Origin of the sequence: Stappia stellulata DSM 5886 (assembly GCF_000423705.1) — a bacterium.
GTDB classification, from domain to species: domain Bacteria; phylum Pseudomonadota; class Alphaproteobacteria; order Rhizobiales; family Stappiaceae; genus Stappia; species Stappia stellulata.
The window spans coordinates 1,035,875-1,056,050 of the sequence record NZ_AUIM01000004.1; the positions used below are offsets into that span (position 1 = coordinate 1,035,875).

Below are 20,176 nucleotides of genomic sequence, written 5' to 3' on the forward strand. Positions count from 1 at the left end.
ACGCGAAACCAACGCGGCGGCGGCCCCTCTACGAGGGCGGCGCCAATTGCGCGGCCGCCGCCGCAGCGAGTGCCTCCGCAAGCTCCTGCTTGTTGGCTTCGCCGACATGCGCATCACTCGCCTTGTCGCCGAAAAACGGTTCCGTAAGCGCGGAAGGAATGTCGAGCGCCGACACGCTGCCATAGCCGCGATCGCCCTTGTCGCGTTCCTTCAGCCCGCGGTCGTAGAGCCCGAGCGCACCCAGCATCGCGTCCTGCAGCCGTTGTGCCCAGGCCTTGGAACCGGCATTCTTGTCCTCGTCATAAAGCGTTTCCGTGCCGTGTGCTGCGCCGTTGTAGGCGTTGAAATGCAACTCCATCACACAGCTCGCGCCCCATTTGGCGACCTGCTTGTAAGCGCCGCTGATGCCGATCCCGTCACGAAAGAAGATCTTGCTCTGCACGCCACGGGACATGCAGGCCTGATGCACCATTGCGGCAAGATCCTTGTTCCAGGGATACTCGTTCTTGTGGATCGGCGCCCCGCCCGAGGCGCCGGGACTGTTCTTGGTGTGCCCGACGACAATGGCGACCGCCGGACCCGTGGCCCGTGCCACGATCTCCTTTTCCACCTCGACCCCCGCCCGCTTGCCAAGCAGGATCTCTTCCAGATCGTTCAGCCGCTCCCGCTCGGCGCGGATGGCCTGGTAGTCCTCATAGGAAATGTCTTCACCCGCCAGAATGCGGCGCTCGATCTCTGCAATATCGGCCATCTTGCGTCTCCCCATCGCAAGACGCAATTATGGCGCGTATTTTCCAATCCAACAATCAAACAAATGACGAGACATCCAGCCGCGCCAACGAGACCTGTCGCGAAAAACCTGGAGACAGGGGCCGATGATCACTTCTCGCGCGTCACCGACAGGACGAAGGCGGCCGCATCGAAGTCGCGCCTGCGCAGCGCGCGGGTGCGCAGCGCCTCTTCGTCGGCGCCCCATTGCTCGATGTTCCAGTCCTCATCGAGATGCGCGGCCCGCCAGATCGTCTCCGGATCGAAGGCCTCATGCGCCAACGCCAGCGACAGCAACGCGGAGCCGGTCAGCGTGGTCGCGACATGAAGCGCGGCAAGCCACAGCGGCGAGGCCGGTTCCAGCCTTTCGCGAATGCGCGCGATCACTGCGGGATCCTGACGCACCGGCATGATGCCCTCGGCCAGCACGAAGCGGCCGGCGTAGCGCGCCTCCGCCCAGCCAAGCACGGCGCCCCATTGGTCGTTCTGGCGCTGGACCAGCGTGTCCGGCGTTTCCGCGCGGTAGAACAGCAGATCGTTTCCGGCGTATTTGGCGACGTCGTCGGCGACCTCCGGCATGCGGTTCGACACGGCATCGATCGCAACATTCGCGATCCGCGTCAGCGGCATGCGCAGCGGATCGATTTCGGTTTCCTGCGCGTCCCATTCCTCCGCGACCCGGCGCGCGAGGCCCTCGTCGGGCAGAACCAGCCGGCCGCGCTGAGCGGTCTTGACCGGACGCCCGTCGAGCAGAACGGAAAAGCCGTCGGCTCCGGCATCCACCGACACGACGGTGTAAAAGCGCTTGGGCAGCTGCTTGCGAGACAGCGTCTTCGCGCGTTCCACGGGATCAAGGGCCCCGCCGCCCGCTTCCAGCTCTTCCAGCAGATCGCGCATCAGGCAATGTCCCTTTCTGCGGCAAACAGATCGAGCCCGAACGTCTCGGCCAGCGCGCCCTGAAGCTCGCCAAAACGATCGATGATGCGTCCGGCCCCGCTCGCCACGAGCATCTCGCGCGAATGATAGCCCCAGGTCACCCCGACGGACGCCACGCCAGCGGCGCGCGCCATGTCGATATCGAACGTCGTGTCCCCGATCATCACCGTCTTGTCGGCCTGCGCGCCCGTTTCGGCCATCGCCTGCAGGATCATTCCCGGGTGAGGCTTGGACGGAGCGCTGTCCGCCGTCTGGATAGTGACGAACATCTGCTCCAGGCCATGCATCTCCTGCATGTGGCGCACGCCACGCAGGGCTTTTCCGGTCGCCACGCCGAGCAACACGTCCTCGCGCGCATGCAGCGCGTCGAGCACGGCGCGCGCGCCTGGATAAAGCGGATCGTGATCGAGCCCGGCGAGCCGGCGCTCGACCTTGGCCTGGCGATAGGCATCCGCCATCGCAGGCACGAGATGCGCGTGCTCGGGCGCGACAAGCCGCTTGAAGGCGACATCGAGGGAAAGTCCGACGATAGACAGACCCGTGCGCCGGTCCGGCGGCGTAAGCCCCACCGCCTCGAACCCCACGCTCAGCCCGTGCAGGATCGTGTCCTGGCTGTCGATCAGCGTCCCGTCACAATCGAAAATGACCAGATACAGGGCTCAATCCTCCGGATCGTTTGTTTCGGGGTCGTATTGGGAGGCGTCGAAACCGAGCAAGTTCCAGCTTTGCTGCATGTGGGCTGGCAGCGGCGCGGAGACATCGATGGACCCGCGCCCCGACGGATGCGGAATGACGATGCGGCGCGCGTGCAGATGCAGCTTGTTTTGCAGGCCGCCCGGGAACTCGAAGTTCTCGATGTTGAAATACTTCGGATCGCCGATGATCGGATGACCGACATGCGCCGTGTGGGCGCGCAGCTGGTGCGTGCGGCCCGTGATCGGGCGCAAGCTTACCCACGACACCTTCGGTCCGGCATTTTCCACCACCGAATAGAGCGAGACGGAATGCTGCGCGTCCGCTTCGCCGTGGCGGGCGATGCGCATGCGCTCCTCGTCATCGTCGCGGGCGAGATAGGTCGAGATCCGCCCCTGGCGCGGCTTCGGCACGCCGGCGACCAACGCCCAGTAGATCTTGCGGGTCTGGCGCGCGCGGAAGGATTTCGACAGCGACTGCGCCGCCTTGCGGGTCTTTGCAAGCAGCAGGATGCCGGAGGTTTCCCGGTCCAGCCGGTGTACGAGGCGCGGCTTCTCGCCCTTGGCGTCGCGAAAGGCCTCCAGCATGCCGTCGAGATGACGCGTCAGGCCGGAACCGCCCTGCACCGCAAGCCCCGCCGGCTTGTTCAGCACCATCACCTCGCGATCCTCATAGACCGTCATCGCCTCGACCGCCTCGCGGTCGCCGGCAACGAGCTTGCGCGCCTTCGGCTTGGCGTTGGCGCTGTCCTTGGCCTGGACCTTGGCGTCGACCTGCATCGGCGGAATGCGCACGACCTGCCCCGTTGCAATGCGGGTGGAGGTGTCCACGCGCTTGCCGTCGACGCGCACCTGCCCGGTGCGCAACAGCTTTTGCAGATGGCCGAAGCCGAGCCCCGGAAAATGCGTCTTGAACCACCGGTCGAGGCGCATGCCGGCCTCATCCGCGGTGACGGTTCGTTGTTCTATTCCGGACATTGGCTTTCCTGATCGCTTCCGCCAGCTTACGCGGCACTGCGCGGAAGGCGTGGGGATTTTGCCCTACCTAATCCGCCGCGCGCGGCAGGGCAAGCATTCCCGCATGTCCGCTCACGTCATCAATGTGCGCATCGCCCACAGTCCGGCGAGAAGCGCCGCGATGGAGACCGCCACCGAAACCGCCGCATAGCCGAGCGCGGCCATCTGCTGGCCCCGCTCCCACAGGAAAACGACATCGAGGGAAAAGGCGGAAAACGTCGTGAACCCGCCCAGAACGCCGGTCGCGAGAAAAAGCCGCAGTCCGGCCCCCGCGCCCCCGGCACTGGCCCGCGCGGCGAGCCAGCCGATCACAAGCCCCATGGCCAGCGACCCAAGCACATTGACCGTCAGCGTACCGACCGGAAACCCGGGACCGAAGACGCGCAGCGCCGCCTGGTTGACCAGATGCCGGCTGCCCGCGCCAAGCGCGCCGCCCAGCGCAACGAGAAGGAAATGGGTCATCGCGGCGCCGTTACTCCCTGTAGTTCGGCCAAAGCGCGGGGGCCGCGAACTCCACGACATTGCCGTCGGGGTCATTCACATAGAGCGAGACGCCACCGGCCGGCCAAGTGACCTCGCTGACAATCGAAACGCCGGCTTGCGCGAAATGCGCCCGCCAGGCATTCAGATCGGCCTTTGCGACCTTGAAGGCGAAATGGCTCGGCCCCTCGCTGTGATGGCCGGGAACCAGCCCGCCGCTGGTGGGAACGTCTTGCGAGGTCGCGCCGCGCAAAAAGACGAGCAAGGTTTCTCCGGGCGCCGCGTCATAGGCGCTCAGTCGATCCCCGCTCACCATGCGCTCCAGACCGAGAATATCGCCGTAGAACGCATGGGCCCGGTCGAGATCGTCCACATAGACCGAGGTTTCCAGGATGCCCCGCACCCGGAGAGAGTTTGCCATCGTGACGCTCCCTTTGGCTTTCTTGCGTGGTCCGTTTTCCCTCAGATCGGCAGGCCGAACCACAGCGCCGCGATCCACAGGAAGGCGAAGAAACCGACGATGTCCGTCACCGTCGTGACGAAGACGCTGGAGGCAATGGCCGGATCGACCCCGACCTTTTCCAGAACGACCGGGATGAGAAGGCCCGACAGGCCCGCCGACATCATGTTGATGACGATGGCCACGCCGATCACCGTGCCGAGGCCGGCATTGTCGAACCACCAGGTGGCGGCCATGCCGATCAGGAACGCCAGCGCGACACCGTTCAGCAGGCTGACGAGCACCTCCCTGCGCAACACCCGCCACATGTTGCGGGCGTCGAGCTCCTGGGTTGCCAGCGCGCGCACGGCGACCGTCATCGTCTGGGTGCCGGCATTGCCGCCCATGGAAGCGACGATGGGCATCAACACGGCAAGCGCGACCATTGCCTCGATGGTGCCCTCGAACAGCGAGATCACCACGGAGGCGAGCACCGCCGTCGCAAGGTTGACCACCAGCCAGGTGAAACGGGACTTGGCGGTGACGAACACCGCATCCGAAATCTCCTCGTCGCCAAGGCCCGCCAGGCCGCGCAGATCCTCTTCCGCCTCCTCCTGGATGACGTCGACGATATCGTCGATCATCACCATGCCGACCAGCCGGCCGGCATCGTCGACCACACCGGCAGAGACCATGTTGTAACGCTCGAAGGAGCGCGCCACCTCCTCGCGGTCCTCCGTCGCCTCGAAGGGGTGGACGTCCTCCTCCATGATCGCGGAGACCTTGGTCGCCCGCTTGGTGCGCAGCAGCTTGTCGAGCGGTATCGACCCGATCAGCCGGAAGCCCGGATCGACCACGAAGATCTCGTGGAACGTTTCCGGAAGGTCTTCCGCCTCGCGCATGTAGTCGATGGTCTGACCGACGCTCCAGAACGGCGGCACCGCGATGAAATCCGTCTGCATGAGACGGCCGGCGGATTCTTCCGGATAGTCGAGGGAGCGCTGGAGCTGGACGCGGTCGGTATGCGAGAGCCGCTGCAGGATCGCGGCCTGCTCGTCCTCGCTGAGATCCTCCAGAATATAGACGGCATCGTCGGAATCGAGCTCGCCGATGCCCTCCGCCAGCGTCTTCGCCGGCAGCTCTTCCAGGATCTTGAGGCGGACCGCCTCGTCGAGTTCCGTCAGGGTGGCGAAATCGAACTCGTCGCCGAGCAGCCGCACGAACGGCCCCCGGCTGTCGCCATCCATAGACTCGATCAGATCGGCGACATCCGCTTCGTGCAGGTCGCCGACGAGACCGATGAGCGCGGCGGCGTCCTCGGCCTCGATTCCGGCCTCGATCAGCGCCAGGAAACCGGCGGAGATCCGTCCCTCTTCGTCACGGACCGGCGGGAGTTCCAATGCGGGATCGACTGGTTCGACTGTTTCGGCGTCCGACACGATCCCCTCCCTGGTTGGTCCGTTGCAGTCTTGCGAGATTGCAGTCTTGCGAGACCGTCACGCGCTTACGCTCGTCACGTTCTGCAGGGGCCTGCAGCACCGCCTGTAGGGTGCACATGATCCGTGGCACGCATCCCCCAACAGTCTTAGGGCAAAGACGGTGCGGCACCAACGTCCGCCGCGCGAAATCCTGTGGGCGCGGCCCGAAAACCAGCTGGATTTCCCGCGCCATGACACAGGGACCCGCCCGGCTGCGATCATATGCGCAACCTGGAGTTCACCCACCCTCGCACATGCGAAAGGCGGCTGGCGCGAAGACGATGAACCGGCTGGCAACGCGACCGTTTCGACACCGCAAGATACGCACACAGTGCGCTTTTTGCAAGCCCTGCAGAGTGCTCTTCTTCCGACCTGCCGCCCACGCCCCCACTCGCCGGAACAGGTCGCGCGGGACACGCCCCGCCCTACTCTATGCGATCGACACCCGGACCGCTCGGCATGCCGCAGCGATTTAGCCACCCTTAAGAAATGCGGGCCAATCTGCGCGACAGGCAAACATGCGGCAAGTGTCACCATGAAAAGCTTCAAGGACCGTATCCGAAGGGGCTTCTCACGTAGGGCACACCCGGGATGCACTCGACGTCGGCACGATGAAAAAGAGAGAATAGAATGGTTATCGGCATCAATCTCTACGACGCGGCCAAGATCATAGCCGGCATGGTCGTGCTCGGCATCGTGCTCACCATCTTCAGCGCCCCGGTTCAGGCCGTTCTCTATCTGGTGGACAGCTTCGGCCATCTGGCGGACAACGGCATGGCCTGGCTGCAATATCTGGCCTGGCTTCTGCTCGCCGTGGCAATCCTCCTGTTTGTGCTTCGCAAATGGCGCGGGGGCAGCGCGGCCATGGTGGCGCTCGTCGCGCTCGGCGTCTGGGTGGGTTTCACCAGTGCCGGCATGCGCGGCGACACGGTGGCCTTCGGATCCGAGCGCAATGTCCAGTGGGCCGCGGCACTCGCAGGGGAACCGCGCTTCGTTTCAATGGCCTGGATCGAGCCGGAAGAGATCCAGGCCTTGCGGCGATCCACCTCTGTGAGCTGCTGCACAAGCGAGTTCGTGCTCAAGGAGGAAGGCGACTATCCCAAGGACATCAAGATTGCCATGCGGGTGGGCAAGTACAATCTCAGCCGAACGGATGCTTTGGCGACGTCCACTTTTCTCACCGACTATATCCAGGTCATCAACGAGGGCGCCGGCGACTGGCTCGCCTTTGCCAATCGGTGTATTGCCTCGCCCTTGGGAGGCACGCCGGACCATTGCGCCACCATCGAGGGCGTCGAAGAGGCCTACAGCCTCGATCTTGCCCGACGGATGGCCGACGTCATCAAGACCGATGGCGGCAACGCCGCATCCCTTCTGGAGACGCGCGGGCTGGATGCCGCATGCGCCGCCCATGAACGCTGCGCCGCCTTCGAACGGACTTTCGCACTCGACGTGAGATAGGCGCGAGATTTCGCTTTCGCGCCATCAGGCAATCCAACAGGGCCGCGGACACGAGCGCTCTGCCCCAAACAGGAACCGCATCGGACCAGCGACCTCATCGACGGGCCTGGCCGGGCCCGCTTGCGACGCCGGCGCGGCAATTGCCCTGCCCGTCCGGTCTGGCGCCGGTTGCGCGTCAAACCATGGATCCAACCCTAGAAGACGAACCAGAAAGTCACGGCAACAAGAACCACCACGCCAAGGCCGAGCGAGATCGCGAGAACACGCGCATTGGTCTTGTTGGTGTTCCCCTGTCGGGCGCTGACCTTTTTCTTTTCGACTGGCATCGCACGCTCCTTTCGGGTTTGAGTGCGTCTCGACCGATGCTGCACGGCCAAGAAACGGTTGGCTGAACAAGCCGGTCAACCACTCCTCAGTGTGTTACGGAATGCGCGCAGCACAGGATTTCAAAAAAAGGCAGAACAACAGTTCACGTCGACACAACGCGTAGGCCCCGCCTGTGGTTGCCTTGCGTTGACGTCACGCCGGCGCAAGCTTTTCGGAAAGTCCCTCCCGACTGAGGATCGCCTGTCGCATCCAGGCGCCGAACGAACGATACGAAGGTTGTGTTTCGCACTGTCGCCACAACAGCATCAGACTGATGTGCGGACCGTCCGCCTCGGCGAAGGGCACGACCGAGATGTCACGCAAGGGTCTTTGCCTCACGGATGCGGGCACGAGGCCGACCGCACCGTTTGCCCGGATGGCGTTGACCATGCTTTCCAGAGTGGCGACGTGAAGAGCGAGCGGTGCCCGTCCGCCCGACCGCTCCAGCGCCTTCGCCAGACGATCGTAGAGAAACGGCGCATGCCCGCGATCGAATGCAACGAGAGAGTCGCCTGCAAGCCCGGACAGGGAAACCTCGCGCATGCCCGCTGCGGCATGATCGGATCTCAGCATCGCAGCCATGGGCTCCGTGAAAAGGGTCGTCGCCGAGACCCCGGGTGCCCAATGTCCTTCTCCGTCGCATCCGGCCGCGAAGGCCAGATCCAGTTCCCCCGACAGCACCGCCTGATCGGGCCGCAGGTCGCCCAGGTCGACCGGCTCGAGAATGCGATCGGAAAACAGGTGCGCGCAGGTGTCCAGGCCGAGCGGTTCGATCAACGCGTAGACATACTCAAGGAAGCCGATGCGAATGCGCCGCCGTCCTGTCGACATTGCGCGGACAAGGTGCAACGCGTCGTCGAGATCGGCGATGATGCCGCGCGCGCGGCTCGCGAGTTCCACACCCGCGGGCGTCAATTCGACACCGCCCTGTTCGCGCGCCACCAACGCCAGACCCGCCACCTCCTCAAGCCGGCGGATGCTGCGCGAGAACGGCGGCTGCGAAATGCCGCATAGCGCGGCGGCACGGGTGAAATTGCGAAGATCGTCAAGCGCGACAAACTGGCGCAATTGCTCAAGTGTTGGACGCATCGACTCAGGTTCCTCCCCGGTATCGCGATATACCCAGAGAGTATTTCCACCAGGGTTTGTACGACAATAGCATTTGAAGGGGGCGAAGAAAAAAACGCCCTGTCAATGGCTTGAACCTACCGGAGGAAAAACATGAACACCTATACACCAGAGAAAATGACGGAAATTCCCGCCGCCCCGACGCAGCACCAATACTTCGCCGACGGCTCGACGCTCGTGCGCGCGGAACACATTCCCTGGACCGAATGGGCGTTGCCCGGCACCGAGTTCAAGCTGCTCGATTATGACCGCAATCGCTCCTACACCGTAATCCTGCTTCGCATCTCGCCGGAAGCGCCTGCGGTGAAACACAAGCATATGGGCGCTGCGAACGCCTTTATCCTCGAAGGCGGCTTTTCCTACGAGCACGGCACGATTCGCGCCGGCCAGTTCATGGTTGAAGCAGGCGGCGTTTCGCATACGCCGCAAATCCATCCCGACGGCTGCACTTTGCTCGGCTTCATGTACGGCGCGGTGGTCGGTCTGAACGAAGACGATTCCATTGCCGGCCTGGTCGATGTCGACTGGATGATCGACCGCGTCCGCGAAAACAACGCCTTCGCCCATCTGGAGGATGTGCCGCGGACCTGATCCGCCAGCCCCTTCCGAAAGAACTGGATCACACAATGAGACTGAACGGAAAGATCGCGCTGATCACCGGCGCGGCAAACGGGATCGGCCGCTCAAGTGCCTGTCTCTTCGCCCGCGAGGGCGCGCATGTCATCGCCTCCGACCTCGATGCAGCCGCAGTTGAGGATCTCTGCCGCGAAATCGCGGCGGCCGGCGGGTCCGCGCGCGCCATTTCCTGCGACGTATCGGATGAAATGCAGGTCGGCGCTTTGTTTCGCGACATTCGCGATCACGAGGGGCGGCTCGACATCCTGTACACGAACGCCGGCATCTCCGGTGCAATCGGCGGGATCACCGAGCAAACGCGGGAGGCTTGGGAGCAGGTGTTCCGCGTGAATGTCGACGGCACATGGATGTGCTGTCGCGAAGCGGTCGCGCTGATGCCGGCCAGCGGCGGCGCAATCGTCACCCAGGCGTCCATCGCGGCCGTCATGGGGGGCGGGCCTCCCGGAGCCGGCCCGGTTGCCGGCTACACGGCCGCCAAAGCCGCTGTTGTCGGTCTGACCCGATCGATCGCCTATCAGTTCGGTCATCGCAACATTCGCTGCAATGCCGTTCTGCCGGGTTCGATCGAGACGGCGATGACCCAGCCGCTGATGACTTCGACAACCTATGTCGAGGGCGTCACCCGCGGGACGCCTCTGGCCCGCTTCGGACGGCCGGAGGAGGTTGCCGCGGCAGCTCTCTTCCTCGCCAGCGACGAGGCGAGTTTCATCAGTGGCGAAACGCTGGTCGTCGATGGCGGCTTTATCGTGGCACAGGGACCGGTCTACCCGGCCGCTGCTCTGTAACCGCATTGTCGCGCAGGGCCCGCCCCTGCGCGACAATGACCTGCGTCGCATCAACTCGGAGCGATCCGCTGCTTGCGGACACAAAAAAACCCGGTCCGAAGACCGGGTCTTTTTTTTGGTGCGGTCGAGAAGACTCGAACTTCCACGGGTTTTACCCCACAGCGACCTCAACGCTGCGCGTCTACCAATTCCGCCACGACCGCTTGTTCCGCAACCCATCGCGCTGCGGAGCCTTCGTCTAGCAAATCGGTTTTTGCTGCGCAAGCGAATTGCGAGAGGATATTCACAGCCTTGCGTTTCCGGAGGCTCAAACCGGCCCTGCGGCGCGCACCGGCCGTGCTTCCGGCGGACGGATCAGCACTTCGGTCACGGACACACCGACACGCTCGCCCTGCAGGACCACCTGCCCCTTGGCGATGGGAATGTTGTTCGCCAGGATTTTCACATCGTCCTCCTCGCGCGACATCAGTTCGATGACAGCGCCGCGGCCCATGCGAAGCAGCTGGTGGATCGGCATTTCCGCCGTTCCCAGAACCACGGAAATGTCGATGGAGATATCGTCGAAGATGCCCATGAAAGCGTCCGGCCTCGAACAGGGATGGCATTGCCAGGGTATTCACTCTAAATGACGGGGGCGCGGATGACGCCCACGCTGACCTTGGGCGCGTCATGGTTAACAAACCGCTAACGGACTTGCAAAATGACAGAACGCGGGCAGATCCTTAAGGGTTTCCATCCGGCAACGCCCGACTGCCCGCCGGTCGAATGGGCGGTCAGCGACCGCCTGATTCCCTATGACACCGCCATTGCCGAGATGGAACGCCGCGTCGGCGGCATCGCCGACGGCACGCTGGCGGAGCGTATCTGGCTGCTGGAACACCCCCCGCTCTATACCGCCGGCACCAGCGCGAACACGAGCGATCTGCTGACCCCCGACCGGTTTCCCGTCCACAAGACCGGGCGCGGCGGGCAATACACCTATCACGGTCCGGGGCAACGCGTGGTCTATGTCATGCTCGACCTCAAGCGGCGCAACGCGGATGTCCGTGCCTTCGTCGCGGCACTGGAGGACTGGCTGATCTCCGCGCTGTGGGAGCACCACGTGCGCGGCGAACGGCGCGAGGACCGCGTTGGCGTCTGGGTGCGCCGCCCGGACCAGGGCGAGGACCGGGAGGACAAGATCGCCGCCATCGGTATCCGCATGCGCAAATGGGTCAGCTTTCACGGGATGGCGCTGAACGTGGAGCCGGAGCTTGACCATTTCGCCGGCATTGTGCCCTGCGGTGTCACCCGGCACGGTGTCACCAGTCTCGTCGATCTCGGCCTGCCCGTGACGCTCGCCGATGTCGACCTGACGCTCAGACACACCTTCGAGGCGCTTTTCGGCCCGACGGTTTCCGTGGCAGCCCCGTAAGGGCGCCGATTGTCCCCCCTTGCGCGAATCGGGCGACCTGGCTTTGGAACAAGCCGGGAGGCGCCGGCGTCATGCAGATCCGGTCCGACGACGGTCGATGTCCGGACTTTCGCCTCGAGGTGCCGGCACAGCGTGCCGGAGAAGTGCAGCGCTCGCGCCGGTGATCGCGGCCAGTTCGCGGTTGCGGCACCCGCACCCCGACTGCTAGATGGCGGGCGCAGCGCTATGGAGCGCCGCCGCCGAACCGGACCCAACCCGTCATGGATGCAATCCACCTTCAAGATCTGGCCTTTTACGCCTACCACGGCGTTCATGCGGAAGAAGCGCGGCTCGGCCAGCGCTTCCAGGTCGATCTGACCTGTCACCTGGACCTGACGACAGTGTCCGCGTCCGACCGCTACGAAGACACGGTCTGCTACGGCCTATTGACCGAAACAGTGGAACGAGTGGTGACCACCTCCCGGTTTCAGCTCATCGAGCGGCTGGCGGGAGCGATTACCGACGCTGTGCTGGACTGCGATGCCCGCATCGCGGCGGTGCGCGTTCGGGTCCACAAGCCCGGCGCCCCGCTTCCCATCGCGAGCGGACGCGTCAGCGTCGAGATCTCACGCGCCCGCGCGAACGTCTGAGAACGTCTCCTCCACCTCCCGCAACACCCCCGGGACCAACGCGGGATCCGCGTTGAGCCGTTCGCGTTCCTCCTCCAGGATGGCGAGAAACACGCCCCGCCTCGCCGCACGCACCCGCTCCTCGGCGACGCGCACCACGGGCTCGGCCGCCTGAAGTGCCATCGTCATCAAACGGTCCGCCGCCGTCAGGCGCCCCCACAAATAGTCATGCTCGCGCCAGCCGCGATTGAAGAACGCGCCAAAGGCATTCAGGCTGCGTCCCTTCAGGGCGATTCCCTCGCGCCGCAAGCTGTGCGAATCGGCCGGACTGATGCGGTCGACCTGGATCTCGTTGTGTTCCGCAATCGCCGTGCCCCGCAGAACGGGCAAGGTTACGAGATCGTAGAAGGCGAAGCCGACATAGGCGCCGGTCAGCGCCAGATGCAGCGATTGCGGCAGATAGTTGAGCGTCATCATCGAGAAGACATCGTCGGCAAGCGCGTCGAGATCGGAAAGCCCCATGCGCGCCGACAACCCCGCGACCAGAGCGTCACCCGCCTGCGGGTCGGCCGCGGGGGTTTCCAGCAGCTGTTCGACGAGGCGCCGCGTTTCCTCGCCATAAAACTCCGCGCTCCAGCGACGCGAGAGATGGTCGATCTGCTGGTAAAGCGTCGACTTCAACTCATCCATCTCGTCCGCCCTGACCCCGGCACGGTTCTCCGCGAGCCGGTAGAGCCGGTTGAGCCGGCGGATCACGAAACGGAGACGGCGAATGCGATAGTCGACATCCAGCCCACGCAGGAAACGGATGACCGGCTCCGGCGTGACCGAAGTTTCAGCGCCTGCGTGCAAGGCGGTGGCAAGCCACGCGTCGAGGCGAAGCGCAATCGCGGACGCCTGACCGCCGCCGCCCGCCCTGGCGGGTTCGGGGGCACCGCCCGGCTCGCCCTTCAGAACCCGCGCGCACAGATCCGCGACCCGCTCGACCACGCCGGAAAGCTTCAGCCGCTGATAGCCGCGATAGGCGTAGCCGGCGGTGAGATGCGCCCGCTCATTGGCCATCGTCCGGCAGCGGGTCAGTTCCTGCGTGGTCAGCGGATGAAGCAGCTCTGGCCCGAGGATCGCGCGAACCTCGCTTTCCACCAGCGGTTCGGCGGCGGAGATCACCTCGGCGATCCGCCGGACCTCCCGGTTGTGCTCCGCGACCTGTTCGAGCGCATCGCCGATCGGCTCATTGCGCGGGATATGGGCAAGCGACGCCAGAATGACACGGAAGAACCCAGGGAGCTGCGCGTCCGGCGTGTCATCCTCCGGCGCGGACACCTCCTCGGGTTTGGGGTCGACATAGACGATCTTGCGAACGACCTCCCGGCCCGCGGCGCGCCCGGCAATCGCCTCGAGCAACGGCTGGAACGGCTTGTTCATGACAACGCTGCCATCGACGAAAACGCGCGCCTCCGCCGCCGCGTCCGCCGCGCCGAACGCGCGCCGGCAAAAGCTGTCGCGCTGCGCCCAGCTTTCCCCCCTTGCCTCGAGAACCTGGTCCATTTCACCCAGCATCATTGGCGGAAAGGCACCGGGAAAGGCCGAGGTGGCGCGCGCGGAGAACACGAGGGAGGGGATGGCGCCATCGCCGAAATCCGACTGCAGCTCACCATTGCCGCGACAGGTGGCGGCATAGCGCAGGATCAGACGGTGTTCCCTTTCCTCAACCTCGACGGGATCGTGGATGGCGAAGCGCTGCTTGGCGCCGTAAAAATCCGTGACGGTCACGAGCAGATCGAGCCGCTGGCCCTGCGGCACGAGGGTTGCGGGACCGCCCTCCCCGTCGCCGGGACGCATGGTGTGGCAGGCATCGAGCATCCATCCCACATAACGCGCGCCGGAAAAGGGCGGTGTGAACCAGCGCGACTGCATGAGGCGACGCAGCTTGCCGCGCGTTTCGCCGTCATCCAGCTCGGACTTGAGCGCCATGGTCACCAGCCGGTCCAGCACCGGCGCGATCGACCCCTTGAGATAGCGCGTCAATCCGACCGGTTCATTGGCGAGACGCGTGACGTCGGCGTTCTCGAGCCAGAGGTCGCGGTGGCCGTCGAGCGAGAGGTTATGCGCCAGCGCGCGCGCCAGCATCACGCCGTTGACGCCACCGGCGGAAGCACCCGAAATCACATCGATGACCACACGCAAATCGAGTTTCGGGGCGAAAAGGTCGAGAAACGCCTCATAGGCGGCGGTGACCGGGCTTCCCGCTTCGTTCGTCGTCCCGAGGTCCAGCCGGACCTCCGTCCGCCGGGACGCCCGCACCAGATTGAGAAACTCCCGCGTGATTCCATGCATGTGCACGGCCAGCGAAACGCCACCGTACAACACAAGCGCCAGGCGCAATTCGATCTGTTTCATGAAAGCTGCACGCTCCGTGCTGGAACGACAATGCTCGGCCGCTTCGCAGAAAATGGCAAGGGCTTCACGTCATGCAACCCACAAGCGCCTGCGAAACGGCGCAGGCCGGCGATCCGCCTGCTCAGCCGCCGGCGCGCTCGCGGCGAAGGCGTTCCCAGTAATCCAGGCGCTTGCGGACCTCGCGCTCGAATCCCCGCTCCGGCGGATCGTAAAACTGCTGCCGCCCCATGCTTTCCGGAAAGTAGTCCTGACCGGAAAACGCATCCGGCGCATCATGGTCATAGGCATAGCCGGAGCCATAGCCCTCCGACTTCATCAGCTTGGTCGGCGCGTTGAGGATATGCTTCGGCGGCGACAGCGAGCCGTTCTGCTTTGCCGAGCGCACGGCCGCCTTGTAGGCCTTGTAAACGCCGTTCGACTTCGGCGCGGTCGCGAGATAGACGACCGACTGCGCCAGCGCCAGTTCGCCCTCGGGAGAGCCAAGCATCTGATAGGCATCGCGCGCCGCATTTGCCTGCACCAGCGCCTGCGGATCGGCAAGCCCGATGTCCTCCACCGCCATTCGGATCAGCCGGCGCGCAAGAAACAAAGGGTCCTCGCCGCCATCGAGCATGCGGCAGAACCAGTAAAGCGCTGCATCGGGATCGGACCCGCGCACGGACTTGTGGAGCGCGGAAATGAGATTGTAGTGCCCGTCGCGGGACTTGTCGTAGACCGGGGCGCGCCGCTGCACGATCTCCTGGAGACGCTCGGCATCGAAGGTCTCGCCCTCCCATGCCGCGCGCCAGACATCCTCGGCAAGCGTCAGCGCCGAACGGCCGTCGCCATCCGCCATGCGCAGGAGAACCGCGCGCGCGCCTTCATCGAGCGGCAGGGGCCGACCTTCCTCCGCTTCCGCGCGCTCCAGCAGCTTTGCAATGGCCTCGCTGTCGAGCGTCTTGAAGGTCAGGACATGCGCACGCGACAAAAGCGCCGCATTGAGTTCAAAGCTCGGGTTTTCGGTGGTCGCCCCGACGAGCGTCACCGTTCCGTCCTCCATGACGGGAAGGAACCCGTCCTGCTGCGCGCGGTTGAAACGATGGATCTCGTCGACGAAGAGCAGCGTCCCCTGCCCGATACTGCGCGCGGCGCGCGCGGCCTCGAACACCTTCTTGAGATCGGCGACCCCGGTGAAGATTGCCGAGATCTGCTCGAAGCGCAGATCGGTCTGTTCGGCGAGAAGCCGCGCCACGGTGGTCTTTCCCGTGCCGGGCGGGCCCCAAAAAATCAGCGACCCGAGGCTTCGCGTGCGCAGCATCCGCGTCAGTGCGCCGTCCTCGCCCAGCAGATGATCCTGGCCGACGACCTCGCTCAACTGCGCCGGGCGCAACCGGTCGGCGAGCGGTCGCACCGCCCCCGCATCCAGTCCCGCGCTTTGAAACAGGTCACTCATCGCCGAACGGCTTCTTTCGCGGCCATTGCCCTAACCCCGAAGGGCGATGCGCAGCACCCGGTCGCCGCGCTTGATCTCGAGCCGCCAGATCCCCGGATCGCCGCCGGCGATGCGCTGAAGCTCGCGCGATGTGGCGATCTCGCGTCCGTTCACCGACAGCAGGATGTCGCCGACCTCAAGGCCGACGCGGTTGGCGGTGGATCCCGGCTCCAGCTCTGAAACGACAACGCCCTGCTCGAAGGTATCGAGACGCAGCTCCTCGGCAACGGCGGGCGAGAGATTGACCACCGTCGTTCCGGCGAAGGGCGAATAGCCCTCGATGCGCCTCGGATCGCGCGCAACGGTCTCGGGCGCGGCCTCGAGCGATACGGTGATCTCCTGCTCCCCCGTGCCACGCAGGATGGTGAAACGCGTCGTGGAGCCGATTTCCTTGGTCGCGAAGCGGTAGCCGAAACTGTTGGGATCGGTAATCTCCGCATCGGCCACACGGATGATCAGGTCGCCCACGCGCAGGCCGGATGCCTCTGCCGGGCTGTCGGGCGCGATCTGGGTGACGAGCACGCCGCGCGGGCGGTCCAGCCCCATCGCCTCGGCGATCTCCGCGCCGACCGACTGCAGGCCGGCCCCGAGCCATGGGCGCCGCACGGTGCCGTCGCCCTGGGCCGCGACGGCGACGAAATGCACCATGTTGGAGGGAATGGCGAAGCCGATACCGTTCGAGCCGCCCGAGCGCGAGAAGATCGCGGTGTTGATGCCGACAAGCCGTCCGTCGACGTCCACGAGCGCGCCACCCGAATTGCCCGGGTTGATCGCCGCATCGGTCTGGATGAAGAACTGGTAGTCCGAGACGCCGACCCGCGTGCGCGCCAGTGCCGAAACGATCCCCTGCGTCACGGTTTGCCCGACGCCGAAGGGATTGCCGACGGCAAGCACGATGTCGCCGACCTCGACCGTGTCGGAATCGGCGAATTCCAGATAGGGCAACGTGCCGTTCAGGTCTTTCGCCTTGAGGATGGCGAGATCGGTCTTTTCGTCAAGCACGATGATTTCCGCATCGAACTCGCGCCGGTCCGACAGCGCGACGCGCACCTCGTCCGCGCCCTTGATCACGTGATGGTTGGTCACGATCACCCCGTCGGCGGAGATGATCACGCCGGACCCGAGCGAGGATTCCACCCGTTCGCGCGGGCGCCCGAGATCCTGTCCCGGATTGCCGAAGAAACGCCGGAAGAACGGATCGTCGAAGAACGGCGATGTCTGGCGCTGGCGCACGGTCCGCTTCGCATAGACATTGACCACCGCCGGCGCTGCCGTCTTGACCACGGGCGCGAAGGACGCCTTGAGTTCCACCGCCGAACGCGGCGTCTGCCGGTCGGAGGCCTGGCCCGGCAGAGCGAGAGCGACCGCCAATACGGCCAAACCGCCAACTCGCAACGCTGCCCGCACAATCGTGCCTGCATATCCCGTCATCTCGCCATTCCCCACAATCCGGATTTCTGCCTCGGGCGTTGCGCACGGGAGCGGCCGCCCGACTCGCCTCCCCCGATATAGGCGGATCGAAGGTAACAAAAAAGGCGACCCGAAGGCCGCCTTTTCATTCGTGTCGTGTCGCGGCAGCTTATGCTGCGGCTTCGGCCGTGTCTTCGGCTTCGGAGCGTGCACGATCGGCAGCACCCTTTGCCTCGACGTCGCGATCGACGAACTCGATCACGGCCAGCGGCGCATTGTCACCATAGCGGAAGCCCGCCTTGAGAACGCGCGTGTAACCGCCGTTGCGGCCCTTGTAGCGCTCCGCAAGCGTGTCGAACAACTTGCGAACGAGCGCGACGTCGCGAATCTGCGAAATCGCCTGACGGCGGGCGTGCAGGTCGCCACGCTTGCCGAGGGTGATCAGCTTCTCGACGATCGGACGCAGTTCCTTTGCCTTGGGAAGCGTCGTCACGATCTGCTCATGCTCAATCAGCGATGCGGACATGTTTGCAAACATCGCCTTGCGATGGCTCGAAGTCCGATTGAGCTTGCGGCCGCGATTGCCGTGGCGCATGGCTCTCTCCTTTTCCTGTCACGGCGGACCAACCCGCCTGATGCTGTTACCTGAAGACCGCGCAACCCGCGCGATCAGTACTGATGATCTTCGTAGCGCTTGGCGAGCTCGTCGATGTTCTCCGGCGGCCAGTTGGCCACCTCCATGCCGAGGTGGAGACCCATCTGGGCGAGAACTTCCTTGATCTCGTTCAGCGACTTGCGACCGAAGTTCGGCGTGCGCAGCATTTCGGCTTCGGTCTTCTGGATGAGATCGCCAATATACACGATATTGTCGTTCTTCAGGCAGTTGGCCGAACGCACGGAAAGCTCGAGCTCGTCGACCTTCTTCAAGAGCGCCGGGTTGAAGGCGAGTTCCGGAACGGTGTCTTCCTTCACTTCGCGGCGCGGCTCTTCGAAGTTGACGAAGATCGAGAGCTGGTCCTGAAGGATCCGGGCTGCGAAGGCGACGGTGTCCTCGGGCGTCACCGATCCGTCGGTCTCGATCGTCAGCGACAGCTTGTCATAGTCGAGAACCTGGCCTTCACGGGTGTTTTCCACCCGGTAGGACACCTTCTTGACCGGAGAATACAGGCTGTCGACCGGGATCAGGCCGATCGGCGCGTCTTCCGGACGGTTGCGGTCGGCTGCGACATAGCCCTTGCCGGTGTTCACGGTGAACTCCATGCGGATCTCCGCACCCTCGTCGAGCGTGCAAAGCACGAGATCCGGATTGAGGACCTCGATGTCACCCACCACCTGGATGTCGCCGGCGGTCACGACGCCCGGGCCCTGCTTGCGCACGACCATGCGCTTGGGGCCCTCGCCCTGCATGCGGATCGCGATTTCCTTGATGTTCAGGACGATGTCGGTGACATCCTCGCGAACGCCGGGGATCGACGAAAACTCATGCAGAACGCCGTCGATCTGGACGGCTGTGACAGCCGCACCCTGAAGCGACGACAGCAGAACACGGCGAAGGGCATTGCCGAGGGTCAGACCGAAGCCGCGTTCCAGCGGCTCGGCAACGACGACACCGAGCAGGCGCGCGTCATGACCCGGCTTTACCTCAAGCTTGTTCGGCTTGATCAGTTCCTGCCAGTTTTTGTTAATGCTCAAATCTCTTTCCTCCGGCTGTCCCGCCGCGGCCCGCAAGCCACGGCCATGCTGTGCCATGAGAAGGGAGTGATACGTCTGAAACTCAGACGCGGCGGCGCTTGCGCGGACGGCAACCGTTGTGCGGGATCGGCGTCACGTCGCGGATCGACGTCACCATGAACCCGGCAGCCTGAAGGGCGCGCAGGGCCGACTCACGACCCGAACCCGGACCGCGGACCTCGACCTCAAGCGTGCGCATGCCGTGTTCGGCTGCCTTCTTCGCGGCGTCTTCCGCGGCCACCTGTGCGGCATACGGGGTCGACTTGCGCGAGCCCTTGAAGCCCATGGCGCCAGCCGACGACCAGGAAATCGTGTTTCCCTGCGCATCGGTGATGGTGATCATGGTGTTGTTGAACGTCGAGTTCACATGCGCGACGCCGGAGGAAATGTTCTTCCGTTCGCGACGCCGGACGCGCGTGGTTTCTTTAGCCATTTTTCTATCCTTTGCTCGATCTCGTCACCGCCGTCGTTCGGCGGCTCCACCGGGCCGTACGTTCCGATGAATTACTTCTTCTTGCCGGCAATCGCCTTCGCCGGGCCCTTGCGGGTGCGGGCGTTGGTGTGCGTGCGCTGGCCGCGGACCGGAAGGCCGCGACGGTGGCGCAGCCCGCGGTAGCAACCAAGGTCCATCAAGCGCTTGATGTTCATCGCGACTTCGCGGCGAAGATCGCCTTCCACGATGTAATCGCGGTCGATGGTCTCGCGCATGGCAAGGACTTCCGCATCCGAAAGCTCGTTAACACGGCGCTCGGGCGCGATGTTCACCTTGGTGATGATCTCCTCGGCAAACTTGGCGCCGATGCCGTGAATGTACTGAAGCGCGATGACGACGCGCTTGTTCGTCGGGATGTTTACACCTGCGATACGGGCCAATGCCGTCTCCATGTTTTGGGGGCTTCGGACTTGAAGCGCCGCCGGGTTGCCCCGCGTCCGGTGGAGGCCGGCCCATGCGGGGA

General features: G+C 64.6%; 22 protein-coding genes and 1 tRNA gene. 5 read left to right on the forward strand and 18 right to left on the reverse strand.

Translation table 11 applies throughout. The annotated features are described in order from the left end of the window. Nucleotides 1-28 precede the first annotated feature (28 nt). The 7 genes from G572_RS0105010 to mgtE all read right to left on the reverse strand — a co-directional run bounded on the left by G572_RS0105010 (nt 29) and on the right by mgtE (nt 5,771). Entirely contained in the window at nt 29-751 is a 723-nt protein-coding gene (locus G572_RS0105010) for an N-acetylmuramoyl-L-alanine amidase (RefSeq protein WP_037545362.1), read from the reverse strand. A gap of 128 nt (nt 752-879) precedes the next feature. Beyond that, nucleotides 880-1,665 carry an ATP12 family chaperone protein gene (locus G572_RS0105015; RefSeq protein WP_029057542.1) on the reverse strand — a complete coding sequence of 262 codons (786 nt, stop codon included), beginning with the start codon at nt 1,663-1,665 and terminating at the stop codon, nt 880-882. After that, on the reverse strand, nt 1,665-2,360 hold the full coding sequence (locus tag G572_RS0105020; RefSeq protein ID WP_029057543.1) for an HAD-IA family hydrolase: 696 nt from the start codon (nt 2,358-2,360) through the stop codon (nt 1,665-1,667). The genes G572_RS0105015 and G572_RS0105020 overlap by 1 nt, the downstream gene beginning before the upstream one ends. Nucleotides 2,361-2,363: 3 nt before the next feature. Continuing rightward, nucleotides 2,364-3,374, reverse strand: a complete 1,011-nt coding sequence (locus tag G572_RS0105025; protein ID WP_029057544.1) for an RluA family pseudouridine synthase — start codon at nt 3,372-3,374, stop codon at nt 2,364-2,366. A gap of 111 nt (nt 3,375-3,485) precedes the next feature. After that, on the reverse strand, nt 3,486-3,875 hold the full coding sequence (gene crcB, locus G572_RS0105030) for a fluoride efflux transporter CrcB (RefSeq protein ID WP_029057545.1): 390 nt from the start codon (nt 3,873-3,875) through the stop codon (nt 3,486-3,488). Between the two features lie 10 nt (nt 3,876-3,885). Beyond that, on the reverse strand, nt 3,886-4,314 hold the full coding sequence (locus G572_RS0105035; RefSeq protein ID WP_029057546.1) for a VOC family protein: 429 nt from the start codon (nt 4,312-4,314) through the stop codon (nt 3,886-3,888). Nucleotides 4,315-4,355: 41 nt separating this feature from the next. Further along, nucleotides 4,356-5,771: a magnesium transporter gene (gene mgtE, locus G572_RS0105040; protein ID WP_029057547.1), complete on the reverse strand. Its 1,416-nt coding sequence runs from the start codon at nt 5,769-5,771 to the stop codon at nt 4,356-4,358. Nucleotides 5,772-6,440: 669 nt separating this feature from the next. Here mgtE and G572_RS0105045 point away from each other — a divergent pair. After that, the gene (locus G572_RS0105045; protein WP_029057548.1) at nt 6,441-7,271 is read left to right on the forward strand and encodes a hypothetical protein; all 831 of its coding nucleotides are present in this window, start codon (nt 6,441-6,443) and stop codon (nt 7,269-7,271) included. A 194-nt stretch (nt 7,272-7,465) separates the two neighbouring features. On the opposite strand, the gene G572_RS26755 is transcribed toward G572_RS0105045, so the two are convergent. Both G572_RS26755 and G572_RS0105055 read right to left on the reverse strand, forming a co-directional pair. Continuing rightward, nucleotides 7,466-7,597, reverse strand: coding sequence for a hypothetical protein (locus tag G572_RS26755; protein WP_281168747.1), 132 nt, complete (start codon nt 7,595-7,597; stop codon nt 7,466-7,468). A gap of 193 nt (nt 7,598-7,790) precedes the next feature. Continuing rightward, entirely contained in the window at nt 7,791-8,726 is a 936-nt protein-coding gene (locus tag G572_RS0105055; RefSeq protein ID WP_084649877.1) for a LysR family transcriptional regulator, read from the reverse strand. A gap of 132 nt (nt 8,727-8,858) precedes the next feature. Here G572_RS0105055 and G572_RS25340 point away from each other — a divergent pair, with 132 nt between their 5' ends. Continuing rightward, a complete protein-coding gene (locus G572_RS25340; RefSeq protein ID WP_084649878.1) occupies nt 8,859-9,356 on the forward strand; it encodes a cupin domain-containing protein in 498 nt (165 codons plus the stop codon). Between the two features lie 35 nt (nt 9,357-9,391). Continuing rightward, nucleotides 9,392-10,186, forward strand: a complete 795-nt coding sequence (locus tag G572_RS22565; protein ID WP_037545368.1) for an SDR family NAD(P)-dependent oxidoreductase — start codon at nt 9,392-9,394, stop codon at nt 10,184-10,186. Nucleotides 10,187-10,302: 116 nt separating this feature from the next. Here G572_RS22565 and G572_RS0105070 read toward each other — a convergent pair. Then, nucleotides 10,303-10,389 (reverse strand) — tRNA-Leu (locus G572_RS0105070). A 104-nt stretch (nt 10,390-10,493) separates the two neighbouring features. Continuing rightward, nucleotides 10,494-10,760 carry a FliM/FliN family flagellar motor switch protein gene (locus G572_RS0105075; protein ID WP_029057551.1) on the reverse strand — a complete coding sequence of 89 codons (267 nt, stop codon included), beginning with the start codon at nt 10,758-10,760 and terminating at the stop codon, nt 10,494-10,496. A gap of 126 nt (nt 10,761-10,886) precedes the next feature. Here G572_RS0105075 and lipB point away from each other — a divergent pair, with 126 nt between their 5' ends. Both lipB and folB read left to right on the forward strand, forming a co-directional pair. After that, complete coding sequence (lipB, locus tag G572_RS0105080; RefSeq protein ID WP_029057552.1) at nt 10,887-11,600, forward strand: lipoyl(octanoyl) transferase LipB; 714 nt, start codon at nt 10,887-10,889, stop codon at nt 11,598-11,600. 260 nt (nt 11,601-11,860) lie between these two features. After that, nucleotides 11,861-12,229, forward strand: coding sequence for a dihydroneopterin aldolase (gene folB / locus G572_RS0105085; RefSeq protein ID WP_029057553.1), 369 nt, complete (start codon nt 11,861-11,863; stop codon nt 12,227-12,229). Here the strand turns inward: folB and G572_RS0105090 are convergent. The 7 genes from G572_RS0105090 to rpsM form a co-directional block, all read right to left on the reverse strand. Further along, complete coding sequence (locus G572_RS0105090; protein ID WP_029057554.1) at nt 12,206-14,608, reverse strand: patatin-like protein; 2,403 nt, start codon at nt 14,606-14,608, stop codon at nt 12,206-12,208. The genes folB and G572_RS0105090 overlap by 24 nt on opposite strands. Before the next feature lie 121 nt (nt 14,609-14,729). Next, a complete protein-coding gene (locus tag G572_RS0105095) occupies nt 14,730-16,040 on the reverse strand; it encodes a replication-associated recombination protein A (protein WP_029057555.1) in 1,311 nt (436 codons plus the stop codon). Between the two features lie 30 nt (nt 16,041-16,070). Next, complete coding sequence (locus G572_RS0105100; protein WP_037545371.1) at nt 16,071-17,510, reverse strand: Do family serine endopeptidase; 1,440 nt, start codon at nt 17,508-17,510, stop codon at nt 16,071-16,073. A gap of 148 nt (nt 17,511-17,658) precedes the next feature. Beyond that, nucleotides 17,659-18,084: a 50S ribosomal protein L17 gene (gene rplQ / locus G572_RS0105105; RefSeq protein ID WP_029057557.1), complete on the reverse strand. Its 426-nt coding sequence runs from the start codon at nt 18,082-18,084 to the stop codon at nt 17,659-17,661. Between the two features lie 74 nt (nt 18,085-18,158). Then, on the reverse strand, nt 18,159-19,238 hold the full coding sequence (locus tag G572_RS0105110) for a DNA-directed RNA polymerase subunit alpha (RefSeq protein WP_208979015.1): 1,080 nt from the start codon (nt 19,236-19,238) through the stop codon (nt 18,159-18,161). Nucleotides 19,239-19,263: 25 nt separating this feature from the next. Then, nucleotides 19,264-19,653: a 30S ribosomal protein S11 gene (rpsK, locus tag G572_RS0105115; protein ID WP_029057559.1), complete on the reverse strand. Its 390-nt coding sequence runs from the start codon at nt 19,651-19,653 to the stop codon at nt 19,264-19,266. A gap of 71 nt (nt 19,654-19,724) precedes the next feature. Next, entirely contained in the window at nt 19,725-20,093 is a 369-nt protein-coding gene (rpsM, locus tag G572_RS0105120; protein WP_029057560.1) for a 30S ribosomal protein S13, read from the reverse strand. Nucleotides 20,094-20,176: the final 83 nt, after the last annotated feature.

Bases quoted from the DNA above. Each gene is read 5' to 3' on its own strand.
- G572_RS0105010 (WP_037545362.1), bottom strand. From the start codon at position 751: ATGGCCGATATTGCAGAGATCGAGCGCCGCATTCTGGCGGGTGAAGAC.
- G572_RS0105015 (WP_029057542.1), bottom strand. From the start codon at position 1,665: ATGCGCGATCTGCTGGAAGAGCTGGAAGCGGGCGGCGGGGCCCTTGAT.
- G572_RS0105025 (WP_029057544.1), bottom strand. From the start codon at position 3,374: ATGTCCGGAATAGAACAACGAACCGTCACCGCGGATGAGGCCGGCATG.
- crcB (WP_029057545.1), bottom strand. From the start codon at position 3,875: ATGACCCATTTCCTTCTCGTTGCGCTGGGCGGCGCGCTTGGCGCGGGC.
- G572_RS0105035 (WP_029057546.1), bottom strand. From the start codon at position 4,314: ATGGCAAACTCTCTCCGGGTGCGGGGCATCCTGGAAACCTCGGTCTAT.
- G572_RS0105045 (WP_029057548.1), top strand. From the start codon at position 6,441: ATGGTTATCGGCATCAATCTCTACGACGCGGCCAAGATCATAGCCGGC.
- G572_RS26755 (WP_281168747.1), bottom strand. From the start codon at position 7,597: ATGCCAGTCGAAAAGAAAAAGGTCAGCGCCCGACAGGGGAACACCAAC.
- G572_RS0105055 (WP_084649877.1), bottom strand. From the start codon at position 8,726: ATGCGTCCAACACTTGAGCAATTGCGCCAGTTTGTCGCGCTTGACGAT.
- G572_RS25340 (WP_084649878.1), top strand. From the start codon at position 8,859: ATGAACACCTATACACCAGAGAAAATGACGGAAATTCCCGCCGCCCCG.
- G572_RS22565 (WP_037545368.1), top strand. From the start codon at position 9,392: ATGAGACTGAACGGAAAGATCGCGCTGATCACCGGCGCGGCAAACGGG.
- G572_RS0105075 (WP_029057551.1), bottom strand. From the start codon at position 10,760: ATGGGCATCTTCGACGATATCTCCATCGACATTTCCGTGGTTCTGGGA.
- lipB (WP_029057552.1), top strand. From the start codon at position 10,887: ATGACAGAACGCGGGCAGATCCTTAAGGGTTTCCATCCGGCAACGCCC.
- folB (WP_029057553.1), top strand. From the start codon at position 11,861: ATGGATGCAATCCACCTTCAAGATCTGGCCTTTTACGCCTACCACGGC.
- G572_RS0105090 (WP_029057554.1), bottom strand. From the start codon at position 14,608: ATGAAACAGATCGAATTGCGCCTGGCGCTTGTGTTGTACGGTGGCGTT.
- G572_RS0105095 (WP_029057555.1), bottom strand. From the start codon at position 16,040: ATGAGTGACCTGTTTCAAAGCGCGGGACTGGATGCGGGGGCGGTGCGA.
- G572_RS0105100 (WP_037545371.1), bottom strand. From the start codon at position 17,510: ATGACGGGATATGCAGGCACGATTGTGCGGGCAGCGTTGCGAGTTGGC.
- rplQ (WP_029057557.1), bottom strand. From the start codon at position 18,084: ATGCGCCACGGCAATCGCGGCCGCAAGCTCAATCGGACTTCGAGCCAT.
- G572_RS0105110 (WP_208979015.1), bottom strand. From the start codon at position 19,238: ATGGCACAGCATGGCCGTGGCTTGCGGGCCGCGGCGGGACAGCCGGAG.
- rpsK (WP_029057559.1), bottom strand. From the start codon at position 19,653: ATGGCTAAAGAAACCACGCGCGTCCGGCGTCGCGAACGGAAGAACATT.